Raw genomic sequence first — 23,330 nt, forward strand, 5'->3', positions numbered from 1 at the left:
TCGCCATCAGACTGCCAGTGCGTGCATCTCGCGAATCAGGTCGCTCTTGCCCTCGAAGCCGATGCCTGGCAACGCCGGCAAGTCAACATAGCCGTTCACCACTTTCACGCCATCGGGAAAGCCACCGTATGGCTGAAACAGGTCAGGGTAGCTTTCGTTGCCGCCCAGTCCCAGGCCTGCAGCAATCGCGAGCGACATCTGGTGGCCGCCGTGAGGAATGCATCGGCTGGGTGACCAGCCATGGGCCTTGATCATGTCCAGCGTGCGCAGGTATTCGACGAGGCCGTAGCTCAAAGCGCAGTCAAACTGCAACCAGTCGCGGTCTGGCCGCATGCCACCGTGCCGAATCAGGTTGCGCGCGTCCTGCATCGAAAACAGGTTTTCGCCCGTCGCCATCGGGCCCCGGTAGACCTCGCTCAGCCTGGCCTGCAGTTCATAGTCCAGCGGATCGCCAGCCTCTTCGTACCAGAACAGCGGGTATTGCGAAAGGGCATGGCCGTAATCGATGGCCGTTTGCAGATCAAAGCGACCATTGGCGTCCACCGCCAGTTGTTGACCAGGGCCGAGAATCTTCAGGACCGACTCGATGCGTTCGCAGTCGTCGGACAGCGTCGCGCCGCCAATCTTCATCTTGACCACGCTGTAGCCGCGCGCCAGATAGCTTTCCATTTCGTGCTTCAGGCCATCCAGGCCCTTGCCAGGGTAGTAATAGCCGCCGGCCGCGTAGACAAAGACGCGGGGGTTCGGTACGCCATTGCCATAGCGCTCGGCCAGCAACTGGTACAGCGGCTGGCGGGCGATCTTGGCCACGGCATCCCATACGGCCATGTCGATGGTCCCGACCGCCACAGAACGTTCGCCGTGGCCTCCGGGCTTTTCATTGGTCATCATGCGGGCCCAGACTTTGTGCGGGTCCAGGTTGCCGTCGGCGTCGTCCAACAGGCTGGCCGGATCGGCTTCCAGAATGCGTGGAATGAAGCGTTCACGCATCAGTGCGCCCTGGCCATAGCGGCCGTTGGAGTTGAAGCCGTAGCCGATCACCGGTTTGCCGTCGCGGACCACGTCGGTGACCACGGCCACCAGACTCAAGTTCATCTTGGAGAAATCGATGTAGGCGTTGCGGATGTCGGACTTGATGGGTCGGGTGGACTCGAGGATGTTGACAATTTTCATGGTCGTGGCGCAAAGGAGAAGGTCAATGCGGAAGCGAAGCGCCGCCGCAGATAGCGATGTCTTGCCCGGTGATGGCAGCAGCCGCAGGCGACAGGAGGAAATGCACCAGCTGTGCGATTTCGGCAGGCTCAATGAGGCGCCCGATGGGAGGCAGGCGAGGCGCGCTGGCCGCGCGCGCAGGGTCTTTCAGCATGCCGGTGGCGGTGGCGGCGGGCGAGACCACGTTCAGTGTCACCCCGTTGGGCGCAACTTCGGCCGCCCAACTGCGCGCCAGCGCGATCACTGCCGCCTTGGTCGCGGCATACTGCCCGCGCCCCGGCATGCCCTGGGCAACCCGGCTGCCAATGAATACCACGCGGCCATCGGCGCGCGCCGCCATGGCGGGCACCAGCGCTTTACACAACCGCGTCGCTGCATCCACGTGAACTTGCCACATGAGTGCGCCGTCATCTGCGCCGAGGTCTTGCAATCGACCCACGCGCAGTACGCCGGCGGCATGCACCAGGGCGTCGACTTCGCGCAGCTGAGCCACCACTTGGTCCACCTCTGTGGGGCTGGCCAGATTGACGGTCCAAGAGTCGAATGCCGCGTGCGTCAGAGTGGGCTTGGCCAGATCAAGCCCGGTCACGCGCCAACCAGCGTCGAGCAGCGATGCGGCGATGGCGCGGCCAATGCCGGAGGTCGTGCCGGTGACCACGGCATGACGAGCATCAGTCCGCATGAATCTTGCCTTCGGTGATGACCTTCTGGTATCGGGCCATTTCCTTGGCCTGGAACTTCAGAAAGTCATCCTGCGAACCGGGCGTGACCTCCAGGCCCTGTTGCGTGATCTTGTCGCGCATGGGGCCTGCCAGCGCCTTGTTCACTTCGGCATTCAGGCGCTGGGTGATCTCGGGCGGCGTACGTGCGGGCGCCCAGAGACCGTACCAGCTGTAGAACGAATAACCGGGAATGGTTTCGCCGACGGTGGGCACATCGGGCAGGCTGACGGCGCGCTTTTCGGAGGTGACGGCCACCACCCGCAGTTGACCGCTCTTGTGGAACTGCAGTGAGCCCACGATAGGGTCGATGAAGCCGTCGATCACACCGCCCAGCAGATCCTGAAATGCCGGACCGGTGCCCTTGTAAGGCACGATCATCAGGTCGAAGTTGCCTGCCTGGCGCAACAGCTCGGTCGACAGGTGCCCCGCCGAACCGGTGGAGCCAATGGCGAATTTCAGGCCACCAGGCACCGTCTTGGCGTGTGCAATCAGCGACTTGATGTCCGTGACCGGCAGGTTCTTGTTGATCGCCACGGACAACGGCGCCTTGGCCACCAGTGCCACCGGTGCGAAATCCTTGGTCACGCTGTAGGGTACCGACTTCATGGTCATCGGCGCGCTCGTGAAGGTGGATGCGTTGAACAGCAGCGTGTAGCCGTCCGGGTTGGCCTTGGCCACGGCGTTGGCGCCGATGGTGCCGTTGGCGCCCGGGCGGTTCTCGACGATGAACGTCTGTCCCATCTGTTCGCCCAGCTTCTGGGCCAGCGATCGGCCCACCGCGTCCAGCGTGCCGCCGGGCGGAAAGGGGATGATGAACTTCACCATTTGGTTGGGGTACGTCTGTGCCGACGCATCCATGGCAAGGCCGCACAGCAGCGTGGCGGCAAGGGTGCGGGCGACGAACTGTCGGCGTTGCATGGGGCGTGTCTCCTTGGGGTGTGGTGAGGGGTAGACGGCGGCGCGACGGGTCAGCGGGCCAGCAGGCCCGCTTGCTGCACCGCCGCGCGCAGGGCGGCCGTTTCCTGGTCGTTGGGCGCTTCTGTTGGCGGCCGCACGGTGGGCGCGTCCAGCACGCCGGCCAGGTACATGCCGCCCTTCATGCGGGCATGGGCTTCGCCGGTGGGTTCGCCGCCGCCGTACACGGCGTCTTTCAGCGGCGTGATGACCGCCTGAATCGCCTGGGCCTTTTTCAAGTCGCCCGCTTTCACGGCATTCCACAGGTCGATGATCAACTGGGGGATGAAGGTGGCGAACCCGACCAGCGCACCGTCTACACCCTGCACCATGGATGCCAGCAAATACTCGTCGTGGCAGGTGAGGATGGCTTTGCCCGTGCCGGTCTCGCGGATGGCCTGGATGTCGCGGGCGTATTTGTTCATGTCGCGCTGGCCTACCTTGAAGGCCTGCACGTAAGGCAGCTTGGCCAGGTCGGCCAGTAGCTGCGACGAGTAGGACGCGCGCGTCCACGCCGGGTACACGTGGCAGACCAGGTCGCAATCCGGCGCTGCCTGGTGGATGGCCTCGAAGTACTGCAGCGCGTGGCCCGGCGTGAAACCAAAGCGCAACCAGTGGTGCGGGGGCATCACGTCCAGCGCCACCGCGCCCGCGGCGCGTGCTGCCCGGGCGTGGTCGGCGGCGTCGGCCAGGCCTTCGCAGACGATGGACGAAATGACCGGCATGCGGCCTTTCAGTTCGTCGGCCACGATGCGCGTGACGTCGGCGCGCTCGGCGGGGGGTGAGCGAAAACACCTCGCCCGTGTGCCCGTTGGTCATGACGGCGACCACGCCATCGTGGCCAGCCAGCCAGCTGGCCAGCTTGCGCAGCGCTGGTTCGTCGATGCGGTGGTCTGCCGTGAACGGGCAGGATATGGCAGGAATGATGCCGTGATAATTTGCAATACTGGGCACAGGGCGCTCCGTGGATGAGGATGGACGAAGCGAATGATTGCCCGCCGCTTCCGACGCGTCCAATACTCGAATCGCATACAAGTATCTGCAGATCGACTGCGCAAGCAAGGCATGCATGGGCCCTGGTAATCGACCGCTCGACATGGAATGGCTGGAAGACTTTCTGGCGCTGGCCGACACGGGCAGCTTCTCGCGTGCCGCCAAGGCCCGTTTCATCGCTCAGCCCGCACTCAGCCGCCACATCCGGTCATTGGAAGAATGGGTGGGGGTCGACCTGTTCGATCGCAGCGCGCACCCGGTGGCGCTGACGGCCGCCGGCCAGCGCTTTCAGCCGTTGCTGGAAGAATTGCTTGGCCAGTTGGAGGCGGCGCGCATCAAGGCGCGCGCCGCACACGACGAAGCCGCCGCTGGCTTGCGTTTCGCGGCCACGCATTTGCTCTCGCTGGCGTTTTTCCCGGCCTGGTTTTCGGATCTGGAAAAGGCCCTGGGGCCGCGCACCGTGCAGATGTATTCGAACAACCTGGAGGCTTGCGAAGACCTGATGCTTCAGCGCAGCGTGCAGTTTCTGCTGTGCTACGGCCACCCCGACGTGCCGGGGCGGCTGGAAGGGGCGGCGTACCCCGTTGCTGTGATCGGCCGCGAAGTCTTGTTGCCGGTGGCTGCCGCGAGCCACGACGGGCAACCCGCCTGGCATTTGCGCAGCGGCGGTCACGCGCACTCAGAGGTGCCACTGCTGCGCTACCACGAGTCTTCCGGCCTGGGCCGCATCCTGAAGACCTGCCTGCGCACGCAAGTGCCGCAAGCCAGCGTCACGGTATTCACGGCGCACCATGCGGCGGTGCTGAAAGCCCTGGTGCTGGAAGGCCGGGGCATCGCCTGGTTGCCGCGCAGCCTGATCGAAGACGAGCTGAGGCAGGGCCTGCTGGTGGCTGCGGGCGATGCCCCGTGCGAAATCCCACTGGAGATCCGCCTGTACCGTCAACCTACGGCGATGATGGGGTCTGCGGAGCAGTTGTGGTCGCTGGCAGGCGGGGGCGCTTCCGCGGTGGGATGAACGCGTTCTGCATCTGCGGCGGGGCGACAACTTGGTGATATGGCGATGGAGCGCGCGGATGTGCGCAGTTTCAGAAGAAAAACGCTGCCTGCGCTTGCCCCTCAAGTGCAGGCAGCTATCAAAAACATATCAATCCTCCTCCTGCACCTTGTGCTGCGCCACCAGTTGCTGCTGCACCTGGGGCGGCACCACCTCGTAGTGCGACAGCGCCAGCGCGTAGCGGCCCTGGCCGGCGGTCATGGCGTTCAGGCGGGTCTGGTAGTCGGCCAGTTCGGCCACGGGCGCCTGGCCGTGCACGGTGAGCGTGCCCAGCTTGCCAGAGTCGGTGCCGCTGACCATGCCGCGCCGCGACGACAGGTCGCCGGTGATGGCGCCCATGGCGCTGTCGGGTGCGGTGATCTGCACCTTGGCGATCGGCTCCAGCACCACAGGTTTCGCGTCCCGGATGGCCGCCTGGAAGGCGCGCTTGCCGGCGGTGACGAAGGCGATTTCCTTGCTGTCCACCGCGTGGTGCTTGCCGTCGTGCACGATGACGCGCACGTCCTGCACCGGGTAGCCGGCGATCACGCCTTCGGCCAGCGCCTCGCGCACGCCTTTTTCGACCGCTGGCATGAACTGGCCGGGGATGGTGCCGCCCTTGACCTGGTCGACAAACTCAAAGCCCGCGCCGCGCGGCAGCGGCTCGACGCGCAAGTGCACTTCGCCGAACTGGCCGGCGCCGCCGCTTTGCTTTTTGTGGCGGTACTGCGCGGCCGCGTTCTGGGTGATGGTTTCGCGGTAGGCGATGCGCGGCGGGCGCGTTTCGACGTCGAACTTGTGCACTTCGCGCAGGCGCTCCAGCAGCGTGCGCAGGTGCAGCTCACCCAGGCCGTAGACGATGGTCTCATTGGTCTGCGCGACGTGTTCCAGTTTCAGGCACGGGTCTTCGGCCACCAGCTTGCCCATGATTTCCCACATGCGCTGTTCGTCGCCGCGCCGCTTGGGCGAAATGGCGATGCCGTGCACCGGCACGGGGAAGGGCAGCGGCTTCAGGTGAATGTGGTCGTCCTCCGCGGCGTCGTGCAGCACGGCGTCGAAGTGCAGCTCGTCAATCTTGGCCACGGCGCAGATGTCCCCCGGCCCGGCGCTGGGTATCTCGACGTGGCTCTTGCCCTGCTGCAGGTACAGGTGCCCCACCTTGAACGGCTTGCGCCCGTCGCCCACGTACAGCTGCGTGCCGGGCGTTATGGTGCCCTGGTGCACGCGCACGAAGCCCATCTTGCCGACGTAGGGGTCGATGCTGACCTTGAACACATGCGCCAGCACGTGCGCCGCCGGGTCGGGCTGGGCGTGCATCAGCGTGGCGGCTTCGCCTTCGCCGTTCAAGAAGTCGGGCGGGTTGCCTTCGGTGGAGTTGGGCAGCAGCCGGGCGATGATGTCCAGCAACTCGGCCACGCCGGCGCCGCTGCGCGCCGAGACGAAGCAGACGGGAATCAGATGCCCTTCGCGCAGCGCCTGCTCCAGCGGCGCGTGCAGTTCGCTGGCGTCCACGTCGCCTTCATTCAGGTAGCGGTCGACAAACGCGCCGTCGACTTCGACCACCTGCTCGACCAGCGCGCGGTGCGCGTCGGCGACGGCCCCAAAGTCGCTGTGCCCGTCGCGGTTGTAGAAGCAGTCGACCACCTGGGTCGCGCCGGCGTCGGGCAGGTTCAGCGGCAGGCATTCCTTGCCGAACGCGGCCTGCAGGTCGGCCAGCAGGGCGGGCAGGTCGGCGCCTTCGGCGTCGATCTTGTTGACGATGATCAGGCGGTCCAGCCCGCGCTCGGCCGCGTAGTCCATCATGCGCTGCGCCATCGGCTCGATGCCGGTGGCGGCGTTGATGACGATGGCTGCGGTTTCCACCGCCTCCAGCGCCGGCAGGCTCTGGCCGATGAAGTCCAGCCCGCCGGGCGTGTCGATCAGGTGGACGCGGCAGCCGGCGTGATCGGCATGCAGCACCGACGACTGCAGCGAATGCCCCGCCTTCACTTCCAGCGCGTCGTGGTCGCTGACGGTGTTGCCGCGTTCCACGCTGCCCGGGGTGCCAATGGCGCCGGTGCGGTGCAGCAGCGCTTCGGCCAGTGTCGTCTTGCCGGCAGCGGCGGGGCCGACGAAGGCCAGAGTGCGGATCTTGTCGACGGGCAGGGGGCCGGGGGCAGCTTGGGGCATGAGATCACTCCTGAATGTCTACCGCACATGCTACGCCGCGCGCGGCGGCGCAGGCCGCCCGCCGCCTTGATGCAGATCAGGCGGATGCCACGCCGCTGAGGGCCTGTTCACGCTGTTTCCAGCCCTGCGAACATGCTTGAAAAAGCGCCAATCCAGGCGCGCGACGACGCCCATAGCTCGGCTATGGGCTGGTCGGCACCACCACGCTGTCCTCGTTTTTCGCAGGTATCGCTTCGACGCCTTCTGCCGCGCAGACTCCTAGCGCGCCGCGCCCATCAGGTACTTCGCGAGCGCGTGGTACGCGGGCAGCGACGTGGCGTCGTTGCCCGCGTTGGCGGCGATGGGGTGCGAGGCGTAGCGCGCGATCACCATCTCGGCCGTCGGGTCGACGTAGATCGCCTGGCCGTGCACGCCGCGCGCCATGTACGCGCCGTGCTCGTTGTGCGTCACCCACCACATGTTGCGGTAGCTCCAGCCGGGCAGGGTGGCATAGCCTGCGGGCGCAAAGGCGGCGCGGTCGCCGCCGCGGCGGATGTCGTCGACCACCGCCTGCGGAATCACCTGCTCGCCGCCGAACAGGCCGCCCCAGCGGCCGCCGCGCCGCATCAGCTCGCCCATGCGCGCCAGGTCGCGCAGGCCGGTGTTGAGGCCCGCACCGGCAAATTCGGTGCCCGCCGAATCGACCAGGAAATACGCGTCCTGCTCCATGCCCAGGCGCGACCAGATGCGCTCGGACAGCACCTGCCCCACCGACTTGCCGGTGGCGCGGTGGATGATCCAGCCCAGCACGTCGGTGTTGACGGTCTTGTAGCCAAACGCGCCGCCGTGCTGGCCCTCTTTCTGCACCGTTTTCAGGAAGTCATAGAAGCTCTGCGGCCCCTGGTAGCCCGGCGGCCGGGGCAGCGCGCCACCGGCGCGCAGGTGCATCCAGATCTCGGCCTGGGGGTCGGCGTAGTTTTCGCTGTACTTCAGCCCGGTGCGCATGTCCATCACCTGGCGCACGGTGGCGTCACCGAAGGCGCTGTCCTTCAGCTCGGGCACGTATTGCACGACCTTGGCGTTCTCGTCCAGCTGGCCTTCGGCCACCAGCACGGCGGCGATGGTGCCAAAGAACGACTTGGTCAGCGACTGCGCCATGTGCTGGCCTTCCGGCTTCAGCGCGCCGGCATAGCGCTCGTACACGATGCGGCCCTTGTGCAGCACGACCACGCCGTCGGTGTAGTTGGCGTCGAAGGCCTGGCCCCAGGTCATGGGCTCGGTCTTGCCCAGCGGCACGAAGGTGACGGCATCAAGGTCGGCCCGCTCGGCGCGCTGCAGCGGCGACGGCGCGCCCAGGCCGCGCGACACGTTGGTGGTGCCGCCCAGCTGCCGCGCATGGGAGAAGTACCAGCGAAATTGCGGAAAGCGGTAGAAGCTGCCGTCTTCCTTGCGCACGATGCGATCGGCCGGCGGCGGCGAGCCCGCCATCCAGCCCAGCCGCGCCGGGTCGGACGCCTGCGCATCGGGCGCGGGCTGTGCCAGCGTGCTGGCGGCGGCCAGGCACGCGGCGGCCAGGCCGGCCAGGCGCGGCCCGGTGAAAGTGTCTCGAATCATGGGCGGGGTCTCCTCGGTTTGGTCTGCTTGTCTAGGCGAATGGCTCGCGCAGCCATCATAAATCTGCCCCGCGTCCCTTATGCTGGCCGCATGCATGATTCGTCCCTTCCCTCCGACGCGCAGGACGTGCTCGCCTTCTGGCTGGGCGCGTGGCCGGCCGACAGCGCGGCGCTGCAGCGCGCGCAGCCGACGTGGTTCCAGAAAAACGAGGCGTTTGATGCCGACCTGCGCCAACGGTTTGGCGGCACCATCGCCGCCGCGCTGGCGGGCCAGCATGACGCGTGGGCCGACACGGCGCAAGGGCGCCTGGCGTTGCTGATCGTGCTGGACCAGTTCACGCGCAACAGTTTTCGCGGAGAGCCCGAAAGCTTTGCCGGCGACGACCGTGCGCTGCGCATCGCGCTGGAAGGCATAGCGCGCGGGCACGATATCGCCGTGCCGCCGATGCCGCGCACCTTCTGCTACCTGCCGCTGGAACACGCCGAAGACGCTGCCATGCAATCGCGCAGCGTGGCGCTGTTCCAGGCGCTGCGCGACGCGCCGGACGCCCAGCCGAAGCCGTTTTTCGACGGCTCGCTGGACTATGCGCACAAGCACCAGGACGTGATCCGGCGCTTTGGGCGCTTTCCGCACCGCAACGCGATTTTGGGGCGCACCAGCACGCCGGACGAGCTGGCGTATCTGGCCCAACCGGGGGCGGGGTTCTGACGCTTCGGCCCGCGCCGCTGCGTCAACGCCAGAGCGCCGCCGGTTTCCCGGCACCGCCGGCAAGCACCGGGCTATACTGACTTGATGAACGAACCAGTTCATTCACCGCGCCACCGAGGTTCCCGCTTGGCCCAGGGCGGCGCCCCAGGCGCCCGTCCGAGCGACGTGCGCTCGCGCTCGAACGACCCCGAGCGAACCATGGCCAACATTCTGGAAGTGGCCACGGTGGAGTTTGGTGAAAAGGGGCTTGCGGGTGCACGCATCGACGAGATCGCGGCGGCGACGCGCACCAGCAAGCGCATGATTTACTACTATTTCGGTAGCAAGGAAGGGCTGTACATTGCCGTGCTTGAGGCGTCGTACCAGCGCGTGCGTCACACAGAGGCGGCGCTCCACCTGGAAGACCTGGCGCCCGAAACGGCCTTGCGCACGCTGGTCGCCTTCACCTTCGACCACCACCAGCGCAACCCTAATTACATCCGCATCGTGATGTCGGAGAACATCGAGCGCGGGGCGCACATCCAGCGCAGCCACACCATTCAGGAGATGAATGTGCCGGCGATTGCCGCCATCCGCGAACTGTACGAGCGCGGGGTGGCCGAAGGCGTTTTCCGTCCGGGGCTGGACGCGCTGGACATCCATGCCTCCATTTCGGCGCTGTCCTTCTTCAACGTGGCCAACCAGTACACGTTCGGGGCCATCTTCAAGCGCGACATGCAAAGCCCCGGGCACCTCGCCGCACGGCGCGAAGCGGTGGTGGACATGGTGGTCCGCTACGTCAAGGCCTGATCAGGCGGGCAGGGCGCATGGCGCCTTGAGACACCGCGCAGGGTCACCAGGACGGCCTTCAACGGAAAAATCGACGCCGCGTTAGATATTCGGGTTTTCCCGCATGGTTGAGAACTAACCAGTTCGTACATACTCCGGCCCGGAGACAAAATAATGATCAAAAGACTGATCAACGGCGCCTGTCACGCGATGGCGGTGCTCATGGTGGGCGCACTCGCCGTCATGGTGGTGCTGGTGTTTGCCAACGTCGTGTTGCGCTATGCCTTCAACTCGGGCATTGCCATTTCGGAGGAGCTGTCGCGCTGGCTGTTCGTGTGGATGACCTTTCTGGGCGCCGTCGTCGCGCTCAATGAACGCGGTCACCTGGGCACGGACGCGTTGGTCAGCCGCCTGCCGGTGGCCGGCAAGAAGCTGTGCCTGCTGGCCGGCCACCTGCTGATGCTCTACATCTGCTGGCTGCTGTTCCAGGGTTCGCTCGAACAGGCGCGGCTCAACTGGGAAACCACCAGCGCCGCCATGGAAGTCTCGGTCGGGCTGTTTTTCTACGCCTCGGGCGTGGTGTGCGCCGTGGGCTGCGGCGTGATCCTGCTGCATGAGCTGTGGCGGCTTGTCACCGGTCAGCTGCGCGATGACGAGTTGATCGGCGTGCGCGAATCCGAAGACATGCCGACAGGCAACCCCCACTGATCCCACCCCGGAGCCGACCATGACGATTGCCGTGTTTCTGGGCGCACTGCTGGGCGCGATGGCGCTGGGCATCCCGATTTCGTTCTCGCTGCTGCTGTGCGGCGTGGCGCTGATGTGGCACCTGGGTTCGTTCGACGCGCAGATCCTGGCGCAGAACGTCATCACCGGCGCCGACAGCTTTCCGCTGCTGGCGGTGCCTTTTTTCATGCTGGCGGGCGAGATCATGAACGCTGGCGGCCTGTCGCGCCGCATCGTGGCGTTTGCCATGTCGCTGGTGGGTCACGTGCGCGGCGGTCTGGGCTACGTGGCCATCGTGGCGGCGATCCTGATGGCGGCGCTGTCGGGCTCGGCCGTGGCCGACGCCGCCGCGCTGGCCGCGTTGCTGCTGCCCATGATGAAGGCCGCCGGGCACGACAAGGCGCGCTCGGCCGGCCTGCTGGCGTCGGCCAGCATCATCGCTCCCATCATTCCGCCGTCGATCGGCTTCGTCATCTTCGGCGTGGCGGCCAACGTGTCGATCTCCAAGCTGTTTCTGGCCGGGATATTTCCGGGGCTGATGCTGGGCGCGGCGCTGTGGGTCACCTGGTGGTGGGTCGCGCGCAAGGAAAACGTGACGCCCCCGCCGCGCAAGACCCGCGCCGAAGTGCTGGCCGCGCTGAAGGACGCCACCTTCGCGCTCGTGCTGCCAGTGATCGTGGTGGTCGGGCTGAAGATGGGTGTGTTCACCCCCCACCGAGGCCGCGGTGGTGGCGGCCGTCTACGCGCTGTTCGTTTCGACCGTCGTGTACCGCGAACTCAAGCTGGGCGATCTCTACGGCCTGTTCCTGGCCGCCGCCAAGACCACCGCTGTCATCATGTTTTTAGTGGCCGCCGCCATGGTCTCGGCCTGGATGATTACGGTGGCCCAATTGCCCGACGAGATCGTCGGCCTGCTGCAGCCGCTGCTCGACAAGCCCATGCTGCTGATGATGGCGATCATGGTGCTGGTCATGATCGTGGGCACCGCCATGGACATGACGCCGACCATCCTGGTGCTCACGCCCGTGCTCATGCCCATCGTCAAGGCCGCCGGTATCGACCCGGTGTACTTCGGCGTGCTGTTCATCATCAACAACGCCATCGGCCTCATCACGCCGCCGGTGGGCACCGTGCTCAACACCGTGGCTGGCGTCGGCAAGGTTGGCATGGACGAAGTCACGCGCGGCGTATGGCCCTTCATGCTGGCGCAGTTCGGCGTCATGTTTTTGATGGTGCTGTTCCCGCAGCTCGTCATGGTGCCCGCGCGCTGGTTCTACTGAATTCACACCCACCCTAGTCTTGGAGACAACCCATGAAACGCCTCTTCCTCAAAACCCTGATCGCCGCCGTGGCCGTGGCGGCTGCCAGTCTGGCCGGCGCGCAGGACGTCAAGGAGCGCACGCTCAAGCTCGCCACGCAAAACCCCAAGGGACACCCCACCGTCACGGGCATGGAAAAGTTTGTCGACCTGGTCAAGGCCAAGTCGGGCGGCAAGATCAAGGTGAACCTGTTTCCCGGCGGCGTGCTGGGGGGCGACCAGGCCAACGTGTCGGCGCTGCAGGGCGGCACGCTGGAAATGGTGGTGATGAACTCCGGCATCCTGGCCAGCCAGGTGAAGGAGTTTGCCGTGTTCGACTTCCCGTTCCAGTTTGCCAATAGCAAGGAGGCCGACGCGGTGGTCGATGGCCCCTTCGGCAAGGCCATGCACGACAAGCTGGGCGACAAGGGCCTGGTCGGCCTGGCCTACTGGGAGCTGGGCTTTCGCGACCTGACCAACGGCAAGCGCGCCATCCACAAGGTGGAAGACATCGCCGGCCTGAAGCTGCGCGTCATTCCCAATCCGATCAACCTCGACTGGGTCAAGGCGCTCGACGCCAACCCGGTGCCGATGGCCTTCCCCGAGGTGTATGCGGCGCTCGAATCGCGCGCGCTGGACGGCCAGGAAAACCCCGTGACGGTGATCCTCGCCAACAAGTTTGGCGAGGTGCAAAAGCACCTGACGCTGACGCACCACCAGTACAACCCGCAGTCGGTGCTCATCAGCAAGAAGGTGTGGGACGGCTTCTCGCCGGCCGAGAAGAAGATCATTGCCGACGCCGCGCGCGAGGCCACGCCCGCGCAGCGCCAGGCCGCGCGCGAGGCCACCAACACTGCACTGGACCAGTTGAAGAAAGCCGGCATGCAGGTGACGGAGTTGCCGGCGCCCGAAATGACCAAGCTGCGCGACAAGCTGCGCCCGGTCATCGCCAAGTATTCGGTGGCGGTGGGGCAGGAGACGCTGCAAGCCTTCCAGGCCGAGATCGCCAAGGCACGAAAGTAAACGCGATGGCCCCAGGCCACGGTGATCAGACGGCAGTTGCTATTTATTTGGTAGCTTCCCGCGCTTGTCTGAAGGTGGCTTTAGGCACATTTTTTCCATGAACGCCCCGCCGCACCCCATCGACGGCAATACCGAGCTGATCGCGCACATCGGCTTTCCCACGCACGCCTTCAAGGCGCCGCTGATCTACAACCCCTGGTTCGAGCAGGCGGGCATCAATGCGCGCGTGGTGCCCTTTGCCTGCCGGCCCGAGCATTTCGACGCCTTGCTGCCGGCGCTGTTTGCGCAAGACAACGTGCGCGGCGCGCTCATCACCATGCCGCACAAGGTCAGTGTGTTGCGCCAGCTGGCGCGCGTGGCACCGACCGCGCAGATCGCCGGTGCCTGCAATGCCGTGCGTCGCGGCGACGATGGGCAACTGGAAGGCGACATGTTCGACGGCGCGGGCTTCGTGCGCGGCGTGCTGCGCAAGGGGCTGGTGCTGACGGACGCCCGCGCGCTGGTGGTCGGCAGCGGCGGCGTCGGTTCTGCCATTGCCGCGTCGCTCGCGGCGGCGGGCGTGGGTGAGTTGCGCCTGTTCGACCTGAACTCGGCGGCCTGCGAGCAACTGGCGGATCGCCTGCGCGCCCACTATCCGGCGCTGCTGGTGCAGCCGGGCACGCGCGACCCGGGCGGCTGCGCGCTGGTGGTCAACGCCACGCCGCTGGGCATGAACGAGGGCGACCCGCTGCCGATGGATGTGACGCGCATTTCGCCCACCGCGTTGGTGGGCGAAGTGGTGATGCGCACGCGCATGACCGCTTTTCTGGCTGCTGCGGCCGCACGTGGCTGCCGCGTGCAGGTCGGCTCTGACATGTTGTACGAGCAGATCCCGGCGTACCTCGAATTCTTCGGCTACCCTACAACCACGGCGGAGCATCTGCGCGCCGTGTCGCTTATCCCGGCCTGAGCCGACCGACCGCACCCACCCGTCATGACCACCATGGATTCCACCACCGCGCTGGCTCGCGAGGCCGTGCCCGACCGCCCCAATCCGCTGGGCCTGGCCGGCATCGAATTCGTCGAATACGTGACCGACCGGCCGCAGGCGCTGGGGCAGGTGCTGGAGTCGATGGGCTTTCAGCCCGTGGCGCGGCACCGCTCGCGCGAGGTGCTGCTGTACCGCCAGGGGGGCATGAACCTGGTCGTCAACGCCCACCCGGAAGACGCACGCGTCAGCCAGGTGGCGCCGGGCAGTGCGCCGGTGCTGGCGGCCGTGGCATTTCGCGTGCACGACGCCGAGCGCGCGCACCGCCGTTGCCTGGACCTGGGGGCGTGGGACGTGCCGACGCACCCGCGCGCGATGGAACTCGTCATCCCCGCCATTCGCGGGCCGGGCAGCGCGCGCTTTCATTTCGTCGACCGCTGGCGCGACTTTTCGGTGTTCGACATCGACTTCACGCCGATCCCCACCGTGCACCAGCGCCCGCCCGCGCTGGCTGGCATGGACTATTTCGGCGTGGTGCAGTACATCGGCGCCTACCGCACCGAGGAATGGCTGGCCTACTTCAGCCGCCTGTTCGGCTTCGAGGTGCTGTCCGACGCGCAGCGCTTCGGCATCATGCCCAAGGGCACGCTGCTGCGCAGCCCGTGCGGACGCTTCTTCTGGCAACTGGTCGAGCCGGAATCGGTGGGCGACCAGCTGCAGGAGCAGGAAAGCCTGCAGCGCCTGGGCCTGGGCGTGGCCGACGTGGCCGAGGCCGTGGCGCTGCTGCGCGCGCGCGGCGTCGGCTTTGTCGATGCGACCGAGTTGCACCCTGACGACCGCGGCGCCATCACCCAGCCGGTGCTCGGCGGCGTGACCTTCGAGTTGGTGCACCGCGACCGCCACGTTCGCCCGGAGGCCGACGCATGAACGTGCGCGACGATGCTGCCCCGGCCCACCCGTTGCTGGCCAGCTATGGCATGGACACCATCACCCTGGCCGGCCCGCTGGAAGCCAAGCTGCAGGCCATGGGCGATGCCGGCTTCGGCCAGGTGATGCTGAGTGCGCGCGACGTGGTCGGCCACCCTGGCGGTGTGCAGGCCGCCGTGGCCGCCGTGCGCGCCAGCGGCTTGCGGCCCACCGGCTTTCAGGTGCTGCGCGACTTCGAGGGCCTGCCCGGCCACTTGCACGACTACAAGGTCGACATCGCCAAGGCCATGCTGGAGATGTGCGCGGCGCTGGGCAGCGAGGTGCTGCTGGTGTGCTCCTCGACCTCGCGCCACGGCAGCGACGACCCCGTGCGCCTGGCCGACGACCTGGCCAAGCTCGCCATGCTGGCGCTGCCGCTGGGCATCAAGGTGGCGTACGAGGGGCTGTCGTGGGGCCGCACGGTCAACGAGTTCACCACCGCATGGGACCTGGTCTGCCGCGCCGACATGCCCAACCTGGGCCTGGGGCTCGACTCCTTCCACATCTTCGCCGCCAACACGCCGCTCGACGCGTTGGACGAGGTGGATGGCGAGCGCATCTACCTGGTGCAACTTTCCGACTTCATGTGGCAGGACACGCCCACGTTCGAGGACCGCATCACCACCGCGCGCACCTTCCGCGTGTTTCCGGGCGAGGGCGTGCACACATCGGCCTTGGTGGACCTGACCCGCGCGCTCGACCGCATCGGCTTTGCGGGCGACATCAGCTTCGAAGTGTTCAACGACGACTACCAGCAGATTCCACTGCCCACCGTGTGTGCGCGCGCTAGGCGCAGCGCGCTGTGGTTGGCTGAAGCCGCCACCACATCGCGGCCCGGGTCGCCACTGCGACCGCGCGTGAGCGTCTGACGACGCCCCCGCGCGTGGCGCTCGTCAGCCAATCATCTCGAAGTCGATGAACCCGCGCTCGACGTGGGTGGACAGCAGTTTGGCGCGCACCTTGTCGCCCACCTTGACCTGACGCCCGCGCGCCACCAGCAGCTTGCCTTCGGCCGGCGGGTTGAAAATGCGCACCCACTGGTTGCCGTTGGCGCTGCCCGTCACCACGCCGTCAAACGCGTCGCCGATGCGCGATTCGAGCAGCATGGCGGCTTCGGACTTGCGCAGCTGGCGCTCGACCTTGTTGGCGGCGTCTTCCTGCTTGGTGCAGTGGTTGGCGAGGAATTCCAGCTCGGTGTGCGAGTAGGGCGACACCACATCCGCCAGCGCGGCCTTGATGAGGCGGCTGGTGATGAGGTCGGGGTAGCGGCGGTTGGGCGCCGTGGAGTGCGAATAGTCGCGCACCGCCAGGCCGAAGTGGCCGATGGTGGGGCCGCCGGGCCGCTCGACCACGTATTCGCCGCGGCCCATCAGCTTGACGATGATGAGCGACAGGTCCGGAAAGCGCAGCGGATCGCGCTTGCGCTCGGCGGCGAGGAATTGTTCCAGCGCCGCTGAGTTCGGTTCGGGCGGCAGCTGCCAGCCGCGCTCGGCGGCGACTTCGGCAATGCGTGCCCAGCGCTCGGGCGACTTCACCACGCGGCGGATGGCGGCGCGCTTCTTGCCGGCCAGAAAGCGCGCGGTGACGCCGTTGGTCGCCACCATGAATTCCTCAATCAGCTGGCGCGCACGGTTCTGCACCTGCTGCTTGATGGCGACCACCTGATCGCCGTCGAACTCGGCGCGCGGCTGGAAGGTCTGGAATTCGAGCGATCCCTGCTCGCGCCGCCGCGCACGCAACTGCTGCGCCACCGAATCCTGCGTGCGCAGCTGCTGGTCCATGCCCGGCGCGCGGTCGGCGGCCTCGGGCAGCGGGCCGTTGCCCTCCAGCCAGGCGGCGACCGAGTCGTAGGCCAGCTTGGCCTTGTTGTGCACGCGGGCGCGCGTGATGTGGCTGCGCACGATCTCGCCATCGGGCGCAAACACCATCTCGGTGACGGTGGCCACGCGCTCCTCGTTGGGGTTGAGCGAGGTGAAGTCGGTGCTCAGCTTTTCCGGCAGCATCGGAAAGATGCGCGCCGAGGTGTACACGCTGGTGGTGTTGATCTGCGCGTGGCGGTCGATGGGCGTGTCTTTGGCCACCAGCGTGTCGACGTCGGCGATGGCGACCATGATCTTCACGTGACCATCGGGCAAGACCTCGCTCACCGTGATCTGGTCCAGGTCGCGCGAATCGTCGTTGTCGATCGAGCACCACAGCAGGCCCGTCATGTCGACGATGCCGGCGCCGTCTTCGGCGCTCGGGCCGTCGATGGTCTTGAGCTGTTCGAGGGCGGGCTTGGGAAACTCCGGCTCCAGCCCGCGCTCGCGCATGGCGGCGACGGCCAGGTCGGCCAGTTCCTGTTTCTGGTGCGGGTGCAGGTGGTTGTTCATGACGAAGCCTTGTGGTCCGGGGCCATCATAGCCAGCGCGGCGGGGCGACGTGCGCGTCACCCGCGCCACAGCAACAGGCCCAGCGCGCCCAGGTTGACCAGCACGGTCAGCGCGTACACCGCCAGGAATTCGCGCTTGCGCGACTTGTGCCGCAGCGCGCGCTGCGCCAGCCAGGCGGCGGGCCAGCCGCCAGTGGCAGCCAGCGCATGCAGCGTGCTTTCGGGCGTGCGCCAGCGGCCCTGCTCGGCGGCCCACTTGTCGAACGCGTAGCTGAAGAAGGTGGCGATGTTCAGCGCCAGCAGGCTCGCCATCACCCACGGCAGTTCGACGGGCCACAGCCGGCGCAGGCTGATGGCCGCCAGCAGGCCGAGCCACGCCAGCACGGCCACGCCGAACAGGGCTGGCTGGCTGTCGACGCCTCGCGGCGCTTCGCGAAGCGCGCGGCGATCCGGGCCCGTCGCAGGCGGGCGTGCCACGGGCGTCTGGCGGCGACCGCGTTGCGAGGCGGCGGGCGCGGCGCGCGTGGCCGGCTGCACCGCCACGGCGCGCGGGCCCTTGCCGCCCACCTCGATCCGGTCGAAGCGCACCGTCATGCCCTCGGCAGGCTCGCCACCGCGAAAGTCGTGCATGTGGAAGAAAATGTTGCGCGCGCCCTCGGGCGTGGCGATGAAGCCGAACCCCCGCTCGGCGTCCCAGCGGGCGATCTGGCCTTGCTGGTGCATGTCGACGGCAGCGGAATTTGTTCAAAAAACAGCCGGTAGCGCTTGATTTACAAGCGCTGAAAGCTATTGTTTTGGAAGCGTGTGCAGCGGAATGTCGTGCTTCACCGCCAGCGCATCCAGCTGCCGGCGTGTCTTGCTGGCGGCCCAGGCGGCAATGGCGGCGCGCGATTCGGGGGCGAAGGGCGCGCGCAGGTCGGGCGCCGGCAGGCCCGCGACGGTGAACAGCGCACGGGCAAAGTGCGGCTCCAGGGCGGCAATGGCCACGCGGCCGTCCTTGCACGCATACACGCGGTAGCCGGCGTGCGCGCCGCCGACCGAGCCGCTGGGCAGCGTCAGCCCCCAGGTGCGGGGCAGCGCCAGCCATTCGGCGGCCGACGACAGCGCCACCTGGCGGTACTGGCCCTTGCCGGTGGCGCGCGCCTGCATCAGCGCCGACAGGGCGGCTTCGCTGGCCATCAAGGCGCCGGCCATGTCGGCCAGCAGGGTGGGGGGGCAATTCGGTGCCTGTGACGAGGCCGGCTTCGGCCAGGTAGGTCAGGTCGTGGCCGGGCTCGTCGGCCCGGTCACCCGGCGCGCCCACGATCTCGACCATGGACAGCTCGCGATAGGCGCGCCGCAGCGTCTTCCAGTCCAGCTTCAGCTTGGTCAGCGCGGACGGGCGGAACGACGTCAGCAGCAGGTTGGCGCTGCGCAACTCGCGCGCCAGCTGTGCCTGGCCGCGTTCGGATTTCAGGTCCAGCTGCACCACGCGCACGTTGTCGTGCATGACGTTGTACGCGCCGATGTCGTACTGGCCCATCGGGTCGCCGCTGATGGGGCGGCCGGTGGGCGTGGTGCCGGGGCCGGGCGGTTCCACCTTGAGGCAGCGCGCGCCCATGGCGGACAGGCGCATCAGCGCCGCCGGGCCGGGCAGGTTGAGCGCCAGGCTGACGATGCGGGTGCCGGTGAGCGGCTTGGGCGTGGAGCGTGTGGCCATGGGTTTACTATGAAAAAAATAGCTGTTCACGCAGGTTGGGTCTGCGCAGGACGGCAATTTAACTCATATTCATGGCGGTGCAATGGCGGGGCCAGCCGTGGCACCATGGGGTCGCCGCCGCACCCAAGCCCAGGGCGTCACACCACATCCGAACGCGAAGGACGCAAAGGATTCGCGAAGGACGCGAAGAACCCAGAACCCCCCATTTTTGGCTGCTCTTTTGCGTCCTTCGCGTGATCTTCGCGCTCTTCGCGTCAGGCTGTCAGGGTTGCTCCATCACTTGCGCTGCGCCCCAAAGTCCAGCGGCAGCCCGACGTAGTTCTCGGCGATGGTGGTCAGGCCGGCTTCGGAGTGCATCAGGTAATCCAGTTCGGCGTACTGGAACTTGGCCGTGATCTGCTCGTCGTGCGGAAAGCGGTGCATCAGCTGCGTGAACCACCACGAGAAGCGCTCGGCGCGCCAGATGCGCCCGAGGCACTTGCGCGAATAGTCGTCGATGCCGGCTTCCGTCTTGTCGCGGTAGAACTCGACGATGGCGTCGAACAGGTATTTCACGTCGGTGGCCGCCAGGTTCAGCCCCTTGGCGCCGGTGGGCGGCACGATGTGGCCGGCGTCGCCCGCCAGGAACATGCGGCCGAAGCGCAGCGGCTCGGTGACGAAGCTGCGCAGCGGGGCGATGCTCTTTTCCAGGCTGGGGCCGGTCACCAGCTGCTCGCGCGCCTCGTCGTCCAGGCGCAGCTTCAGCTCCTGCCAGAAGGCGTCGTCGCTCCATTCCTCTACCTTGTCGGTCAGCGGCACCTGCAGGTAGTAGCGGCTGCGCGTCTTGCTGCGCTGGCTGCACAGCGCAAAGCCGCGCGGGCTGTTGACGTAGATGAGTTCGTCGCACACCGGCGGCGTGTCGGACAGCAGGCCCAGCCAGCCGAAGGGGTAGACCTTTTCGTATTCCTTGATGGCGCTGCGCGGCGCGCTGGCGCGGCACACGCCGTGAAAACCGTCGCAGCCGGCAATGAAGTCGCAGTCGATGCGGTGCTGCTGGCCGTCCTTTTCGTAGGTGACGTAGGGCTTGGCGGTGTCGAAGTCGTGCACCTGCGTGTTCTGCACTTCGTAGACCGTCTTGAGCCCGGCCGCCGTTCGGGCCTGCATCAGGTCGCGCGTCAGTTCGGTCTGGCCGTACACCATCACGTTCTTGCCGCCGCTGTACTTGTTCAGGTCGACGCGATGGCGCTGGCCGTCGTACAGCAATTCGATGCCGCCATGCACCAGGCCTTCCTTGTGCATGCGCTCGCCCACGCCGGCTTCGTCCATCAGGTCGATGCAGACCTGCTCCAGAATGCCGGCGCGGATGCGGCCCAGCACGTATTCGCCGCTGACGCGTTCGACGATCACGGCGTCGATGCCGGCCTTGTGCAGCAGCTGGCCCAGCAGCAGGCCCGAGGGGCCGGCGCCGACGATGGCAACCTGGGTGCGGGTGGTGGTCATGGTGTGCTCCTTGGATTCTTCTGGTGGCGGAAAAGCACCAAGCTTAAGGCGCGGCGCGGTGCCTGCGCCAGCGGCGCGCAGCGGGCTTTGCGCGATCATCGAATCACTTGTGCGATCATCGCGCAATCATGACGCTTGCTGCCGCCGACACCATCGCTGGCCTAGCCAAGGGCCTGGCGGTGCTGGAGAGCTTCGACACCGAGCGCCAGCGCCTGAATGCCACCCAGGCCGCCGAGCGCGCCGGCCTGACGCGGGCGGCGGCGCGCCGGCACCTGCTGACGTTGGCGCACCTGGGCTATCTGGAGACGGATGGCAGCCATTTCTGGCTCAGCGCGCGCGTGCTGCGGCTGGCGGGCGCGTACCTGGCTTCGTCGCGCCTGCCGCGCGTGATTCAGCCCGCGCTCAACCGGCTGGCGTCGCAGACGCAGGACGTCTATTCGGCCGCGGTGCTGGACGGTGACGAAGTCGTCATCGTGGCGCGCAGCGCTGGCCTGGCGCCGGTCAATCCGCTGCTGGCTTACGGGCGCCACCTGGGCGCGCGGCTGCCGGCGCACGCCACCTCCACCGGCCGCGTGCTGCTGGCGGCGTTGCCGCGCGAACAGCTGGCCGCCTGGCTGCGCGGGCGCGAGCTGCGGCGCATCACCGCACACACCGTGACCGCGCCGCGCGCCTTTCGCGCCCTGCTGGCGCAGGTGGCCGAGCAGGACTATTGCGTCGCCACGGACGAGCACGAACTGGGCGTGCACGCCGTCGCCGTGCCGCTGCGCACGCGCGACGGGCGCACCGTGGCCGCCCTCAACGTGGTGCTGGCGCCGGGGCGGCTGAGCGATGCGCAACTGGCCGCCGACATCCTGCCGCGCCTGCGCGCCGCGGCGGGCGAGATACGGCAGCTGCTATAAATAAAGAAGCTGCTAGCGCTTTAAGAACAAGCACTGGAGGCAGAAAAGACTCGAATCCAAACAGCCGGACGCGAAGAACACAAAGGATTCGCGAAGGACGCGAAAAATTCAAAAAACAACTTTTGGCTGTTCTTTCGCGACCTTCGCGTGACCTTCGCGTCCTTCGCGTCCGGCTGTCCTCCCTGCCTGTCAAACACCCAGGTGCTGCGTCAGCAACTCCGGCTGCTCGATCAGCGCGGTGGACGTGCCTTCGAACACTACTTCGCCCTTGACCAGGATGACGTTGCGGTCGGTCACCTGGGTCACGTGGCGCCAGTTCTTGTCGACGATGATGCTGCTGATGCCGCTGGCGCGGATGACGTCGCAGATGCGCCAGATCTCGCGCGCGATGAGCGGCGCCAGGCCCTCGGTGGCTTCGTCGAGGATCAGCACGTCGGGGTTGGTCATCAGCGCGCGGCCGATGGTCAGCATCTGCTGCTCGCCGCCCGACAACTGCTGTCCGCCATGGCCCAGGCGTTCCTTCAGGCGGGGGAAGGTCTCCAGCACGCGGTCGTAGGTCCAGTCGCGCTGGCCGCGCGTGCCGGGGCGGGCGGCCATCTTCAGGTTTTCGACCACGCTCAGGTTGCCGAAGATGCCGCGCCCCTCGGGCACGTAGGCCACCCCCAGCTGCGCGATCTCGTACGGCGGCCGGCCGGTCATCGGCTTGCCCATCACCAGCACGCCGCCGCGGCGCGGTTTGACCAGGCCCATGATGGATTTGAGCAGCGTGCTCTTGCCCATGCCGTTGCGGCCCATCAGGCCAATGGTTTCGCCCCGCCGCACGGCAAAGTTGACGCCCTTCAGGATGTGGCTGGCGCCGTAGTAGGTGTGCAGGTCGATGGCGTGGATCAGCAGGTCGGGGTCGCCACCGTGCCGGGCATCGGGGGCGGTGTTGTGCGAGCGCGGCGCCAGCGGATTGCCCGGATCGTCCTGCAGGTTGGCGTTGTGTTGGGTGGCCATGGTCAGTGACTTTCGCCCAGGTAAGCCGCCTGCACGCCGCGGTCGGCGCGGATGGCGGCCGGTTCGCCGCTGGCGATGACGGTGCCGTTGACCATCACCGTCAGGTGGTCGGCCAGCGCGAAGATGGCGTCGATGTCGTGCTCGACCAGCATCATGGCGTGGCGCGGCTTCAGGCGCAGCAGCAGCTCGACCATGCGCTCGGCCTCGGCGACGCCCATGCCGGCCAGGGGTTCATCCAGCAGCAGCACCTGCGGGGCGGTGGCCAGTGTCATGGCGATCTCCAGCTGGCGCTGCTCGCCGTGGCTGGCGGCGCCGGCGATGAAGTCGCGGCGCGACGTGAGGCCGGCCAGTTCCAGCGCCTGCTCGGCGCGCTCGTTGACGGCGGCATCGCTGCGCGCGCCCTGCAGCCAGCGCACGGGATTCCACGGCTGCTGCGCGGCGCGCGACTGCGCGGCCAGGCGCACGTTTTCCCACACCGTGAAGGGCAGGAAGATATTGGTCTTCTGGTAGCTGCGGCCCAGGCCGCGGCGCGAAATTTGCTCGGGCGAGGCGGTGGTGATGTCGTGCGCGCCCAGCGCGATGCTGCCGCTGGTGGGCGGCAAATCGCCCGACAGCAGGTTGGTCAGCGTCGACTTGCCGGCGCCGTTGGGGCCGATGACCACATGGATGCGGTCGCGCCACAGGTCCACCGACACGTCGTTGACGGCGGCCAGCCCACCGAACTTCTTGGTCAGGTTTTTGGCGCTGAGCAG

19 protein-coding genes and 4 pseudogenes are annotated in these 23,330 nt (G+C 67.2%); 10 read left to right on the top strand and 13 right to left on the bottom strand.

Features of this window, described 5'->3' with window-relative positions:
- Nucleotides 1–6: 6 nt before the first annotated feature.
- The 4 genes and pseudogenes from R0D99_RS07180 to R0D99_RS07195 form a co-directional block, all read right to left on the bottom strand.
- Nucleotides 7–1,173 carry a mandelate racemase/muconate lactonizing enzyme family protein gene (locus R0D99_RS07180; protein WP_317751031.1) on the bottom strand — a complete coding sequence of 389 codons (1,167 nt, stop codon included), beginning with the start codon at nt 1,171–1,173 and terminating at the stop codon, nt 7–9.
- A 22-nt stretch (nt 1,174–1,195) separates the two neighbouring features.
- Complete coding sequence (locus tag R0D99_RS07185) at nt 1,196–1,894, bottom strand: SDR family oxidoreductase (protein WP_317750708.1); 699 nt, start codon at nt 1,892–1,894, stop codon at nt 1,196–1,198.
- Nucleotides 1,884–2,852, bottom strand: a complete 969-nt coding sequence (locus tag R0D99_RS07190; protein ID WP_317750710.1) for a tripartite tricarboxylate transporter substrate binding protein — start codon at nt 2,850–2,852, stop codon at nt 1,884–1,886. Before R0D99_RS07190 ends, R0D99_RS07185 begins: the two co-directional genes overlap by 11 nt.
- Nucleotides 2,853–2,902: 50 nt before the next feature.
- Nucleotides 2,903–3,842: pseudogene (locus R0D99_RS07195) on the bottom strand (dihydrodipicolinate synthase family protein).
- Between the two features lie 115 nt (nt 3,843–3,957).
- Between R0D99_RS07195 and R0D99_RS07200 the strand changes: the two are divergent.
- The gene (locus R0D99_RS07200; protein WP_317750711.1) at nt 3,958–4,896 is read left to right on the top strand and encodes a LysR family transcriptional regulator; all 939 of its coding nucleotides are present in this window, start codon (nt 3,958–3,960) and stop codon (nt 4,894–4,896) included.
- Nucleotides 4,897–5,025: 129 nt separating this feature from the next.
- Here the strand turns inward: R0D99_RS07200 and fusA are convergent, their stop codons facing one another.
- Both fusA and R0D99_RS07210 read right to left on the bottom strand, forming a co-directional pair.
- Nucleotides 5,026–7,083, bottom strand: coding sequence for an elongation factor G (gene fusA / locus R0D99_RS07205; RefSeq protein ID WP_317750712.1), 2,058 nt, complete (start codon nt 7,081–7,083; stop codon nt 5,026–5,028).
- 258 nt (nt 7,084–7,341) lie between these two features.
- Nucleotides 7,342–8,676: a serine hydrolase gene (locus tag R0D99_RS07210; protein ID WP_317750714.1), complete on the bottom strand. Its 1,335-nt coding sequence runs from the start codon at nt 8,674–8,676 to the stop codon at nt 7,342–7,344.
- Nucleotides 8,677–8,766: 90 nt separating this feature from the next.
- Between R0D99_RS07210 and R0D99_RS07215 the strand changes: the two genes are divergently transcribed.
- The 8 genes and pseudogenes from R0D99_RS07215 to R0D99_RS07250 all read left to right on the top strand — a co-directional run bounded on the left by R0D99_RS07215 (nt 8,767) and on the right by R0D99_RS07250 (nt 16,000).
- Nucleotides 8,767–9,384: a DUF924 family protein gene (locus tag R0D99_RS07215; protein WP_317750716.1), complete on the top strand. Its 618-nt coding sequence runs from the start codon at nt 8,767–8,769 to the stop codon at nt 9,382–9,384.
- Nucleotides 9,385–9,582: 198 nt separating this feature from the next.
- Complete coding sequence (locus R0D99_RS07220; RefSeq protein WP_317750718.1) at nt 9,583–10,173, top strand: TetR/AcrR family transcriptional regulator; 591 nt, start codon at nt 9,583–9,585, stop codon at nt 10,171–10,173.
- 153 nt (nt 10,174–10,326) lie between these two features.
- A complete protein-coding gene (locus tag R0D99_RS07225; RefSeq protein WP_317750719.1) occupies nt 10,327–10,860 on the top strand; it encodes a TRAP transporter small permease in 534 nt (177 codons plus the stop codon).
- Between the two features lie 19 nt (nt 10,861–10,879).
- A pseudogene (locus tag R0D99_RS07230) lies at nt 10,880–12,158 on the top strand (TRAP transporter large permease subunit).
- Nucleotides 12,159–12,190: 32 nt separating this feature from the next.
- Complete coding sequence (locus tag R0D99_RS07235) at nt 12,191–13,198, top strand: TRAP transporter substrate-binding protein (protein ID WP_317750720.1); 1,008 nt, start codon at nt 12,191–12,193, stop codon at nt 13,196–13,198.
- 97 nt (nt 13,199–13,295) lie between these two features.
- Nucleotides 13,296–14,147 (top strand): shikimate dehydrogenase family protein, encoded by an 852-nt coding sequence (locus R0D99_RS07240; RefSeq protein WP_317750721.1) that lies wholly within the window; start codon nt 13,296–13,298, stop codon nt 14,145–14,147.
- Between the two features lie 33 nt (nt 14,148–14,180).
- Entirely contained in the window at nt 14,181–15,092 is a 912-nt protein-coding gene (locus tag R0D99_RS07245; protein WP_317750723.1) for a 4-hydroxyphenylpyruvate dioxygenase, read from the top strand.
- The gene (locus tag R0D99_RS07250) at nt 15,089–16,000 is read left to right on the top strand and encodes a sugar phosphate isomerase/epimerase (protein WP_317750724.1); all 912 of its coding nucleotides are present in this window, start codon (nt 15,089–15,091) and stop codon (nt 15,998–16,000) included. The genes R0D99_RS07245 and R0D99_RS07250 overlap by 4 nt, the downstream gene beginning before the upstream one ends.
- A gap of 24 nt (nt 16,001–16,024) precedes the next feature.
- Here the strand turns inward: R0D99_RS07250 and R0D99_RS07255 are convergent, their stop codons facing one another.
- The 4 genes and pseudogenes from R0D99_RS07255 to pobA all read right to left on the bottom strand — a co-directional run bounded on the left by R0D99_RS07255 (nt 16,025) and on the right by pobA (nt 20,680).
- Entirely contained in the window at nt 16,025–17,503 is a 1,479-nt protein-coding gene (locus R0D99_RS07255; RefSeq protein WP_317750725.1) for an RNB domain-containing ribonuclease, read from the bottom strand.
- Nucleotides 17,504–17,559: 56 nt separating this feature from the next.
- Nucleotides 17,560–18,225 carry a cold shock and DUF1294 domain-containing protein gene (locus R0D99_RS07260; protein ID WP_317750726.1) on the bottom strand — a complete coding sequence of 222 codons (666 nt, stop codon included), beginning with the start codon at nt 18,223–18,225 and terminating at the stop codon, nt 17,560–17,562.
- A gap of 63 nt (nt 18,226–18,288) precedes the next feature.
- Nucleotides 18,289–19,201 (bottom strand): annotated as a pseudogene (locus tag R0D99_RS07265) (CoA transferase).
- A 276-nt stretch (nt 19,202–19,477) separates the two neighbouring features.
- The gene (pobA, locus tag R0D99_RS07270) at nt 19,478–20,680 is read right to left on the bottom strand and encodes a 4-hydroxybenzoate 3-monooxygenase (protein ID WP_317750727.1); all 1,203 of its coding nucleotides are present in this window, start codon (nt 20,678–20,680) and stop codon (nt 19,478–19,480) included.
- A gap of 128 nt (nt 20,681–20,808) precedes the next feature.
- Between pobA and R0D99_RS07275 the strand changes: the two genes are divergently transcribed.
- Complete coding sequence (locus R0D99_RS07275) at nt 20,809–21,579, top strand: IclR family transcriptional regulator domain-containing protein (protein WP_317750729.1); 771 nt, start codon at nt 20,809–20,811, stop codon at nt 21,577–21,579.
- A gap of 189 nt (nt 21,580–21,768) precedes the next feature.
- Here the strand turns inward: R0D99_RS07275 and R0D99_RS07280 are convergent, their stop codons facing one another.
- The 3 genes and pseudogenes from R0D99_RS07280 to R0D99_RS17325 form a co-directional block, all read right to left on the bottom strand.
- Nucleotides 21,769–22,578, bottom strand: a complete 810-nt coding sequence (locus tag R0D99_RS07280; RefSeq protein ID WP_317750730.1) for an ABC transporter ATP-binding protein — start codon at nt 22,576–22,578, stop codon at nt 21,769–21,771.
- A gap of 2 nt (nt 22,579–22,580) precedes the next feature.
- Entirely contained in the window at nt 22,581–22,850 is a 270-nt protein-coding gene (locus R0D99_RS17320) for a hypothetical protein (protein ID WP_416365993.1), read from the bottom strand.
- 9 nt (nt 22,851–22,859) lie between these two features.
- A pseudogene (locus tag R0D99_RS17325) lies at nt 22,860–23,240 on the bottom strand (ATP-binding cassette domain-containing protein); the annotation flags it as partial.
- Between the last annotated feature and the right edge of the window lie 90 nt (nt 23,241–23,330).

It is taken from the genome of Ottowia sp. SB7-C50, from assembly GCF_033110285.1.
Classification (GTDB): Bacteria; Pseudomonadota; Gammaproteobacteria; order Burkholderiales; family Burkholderiaceae_C; genus Ottowia.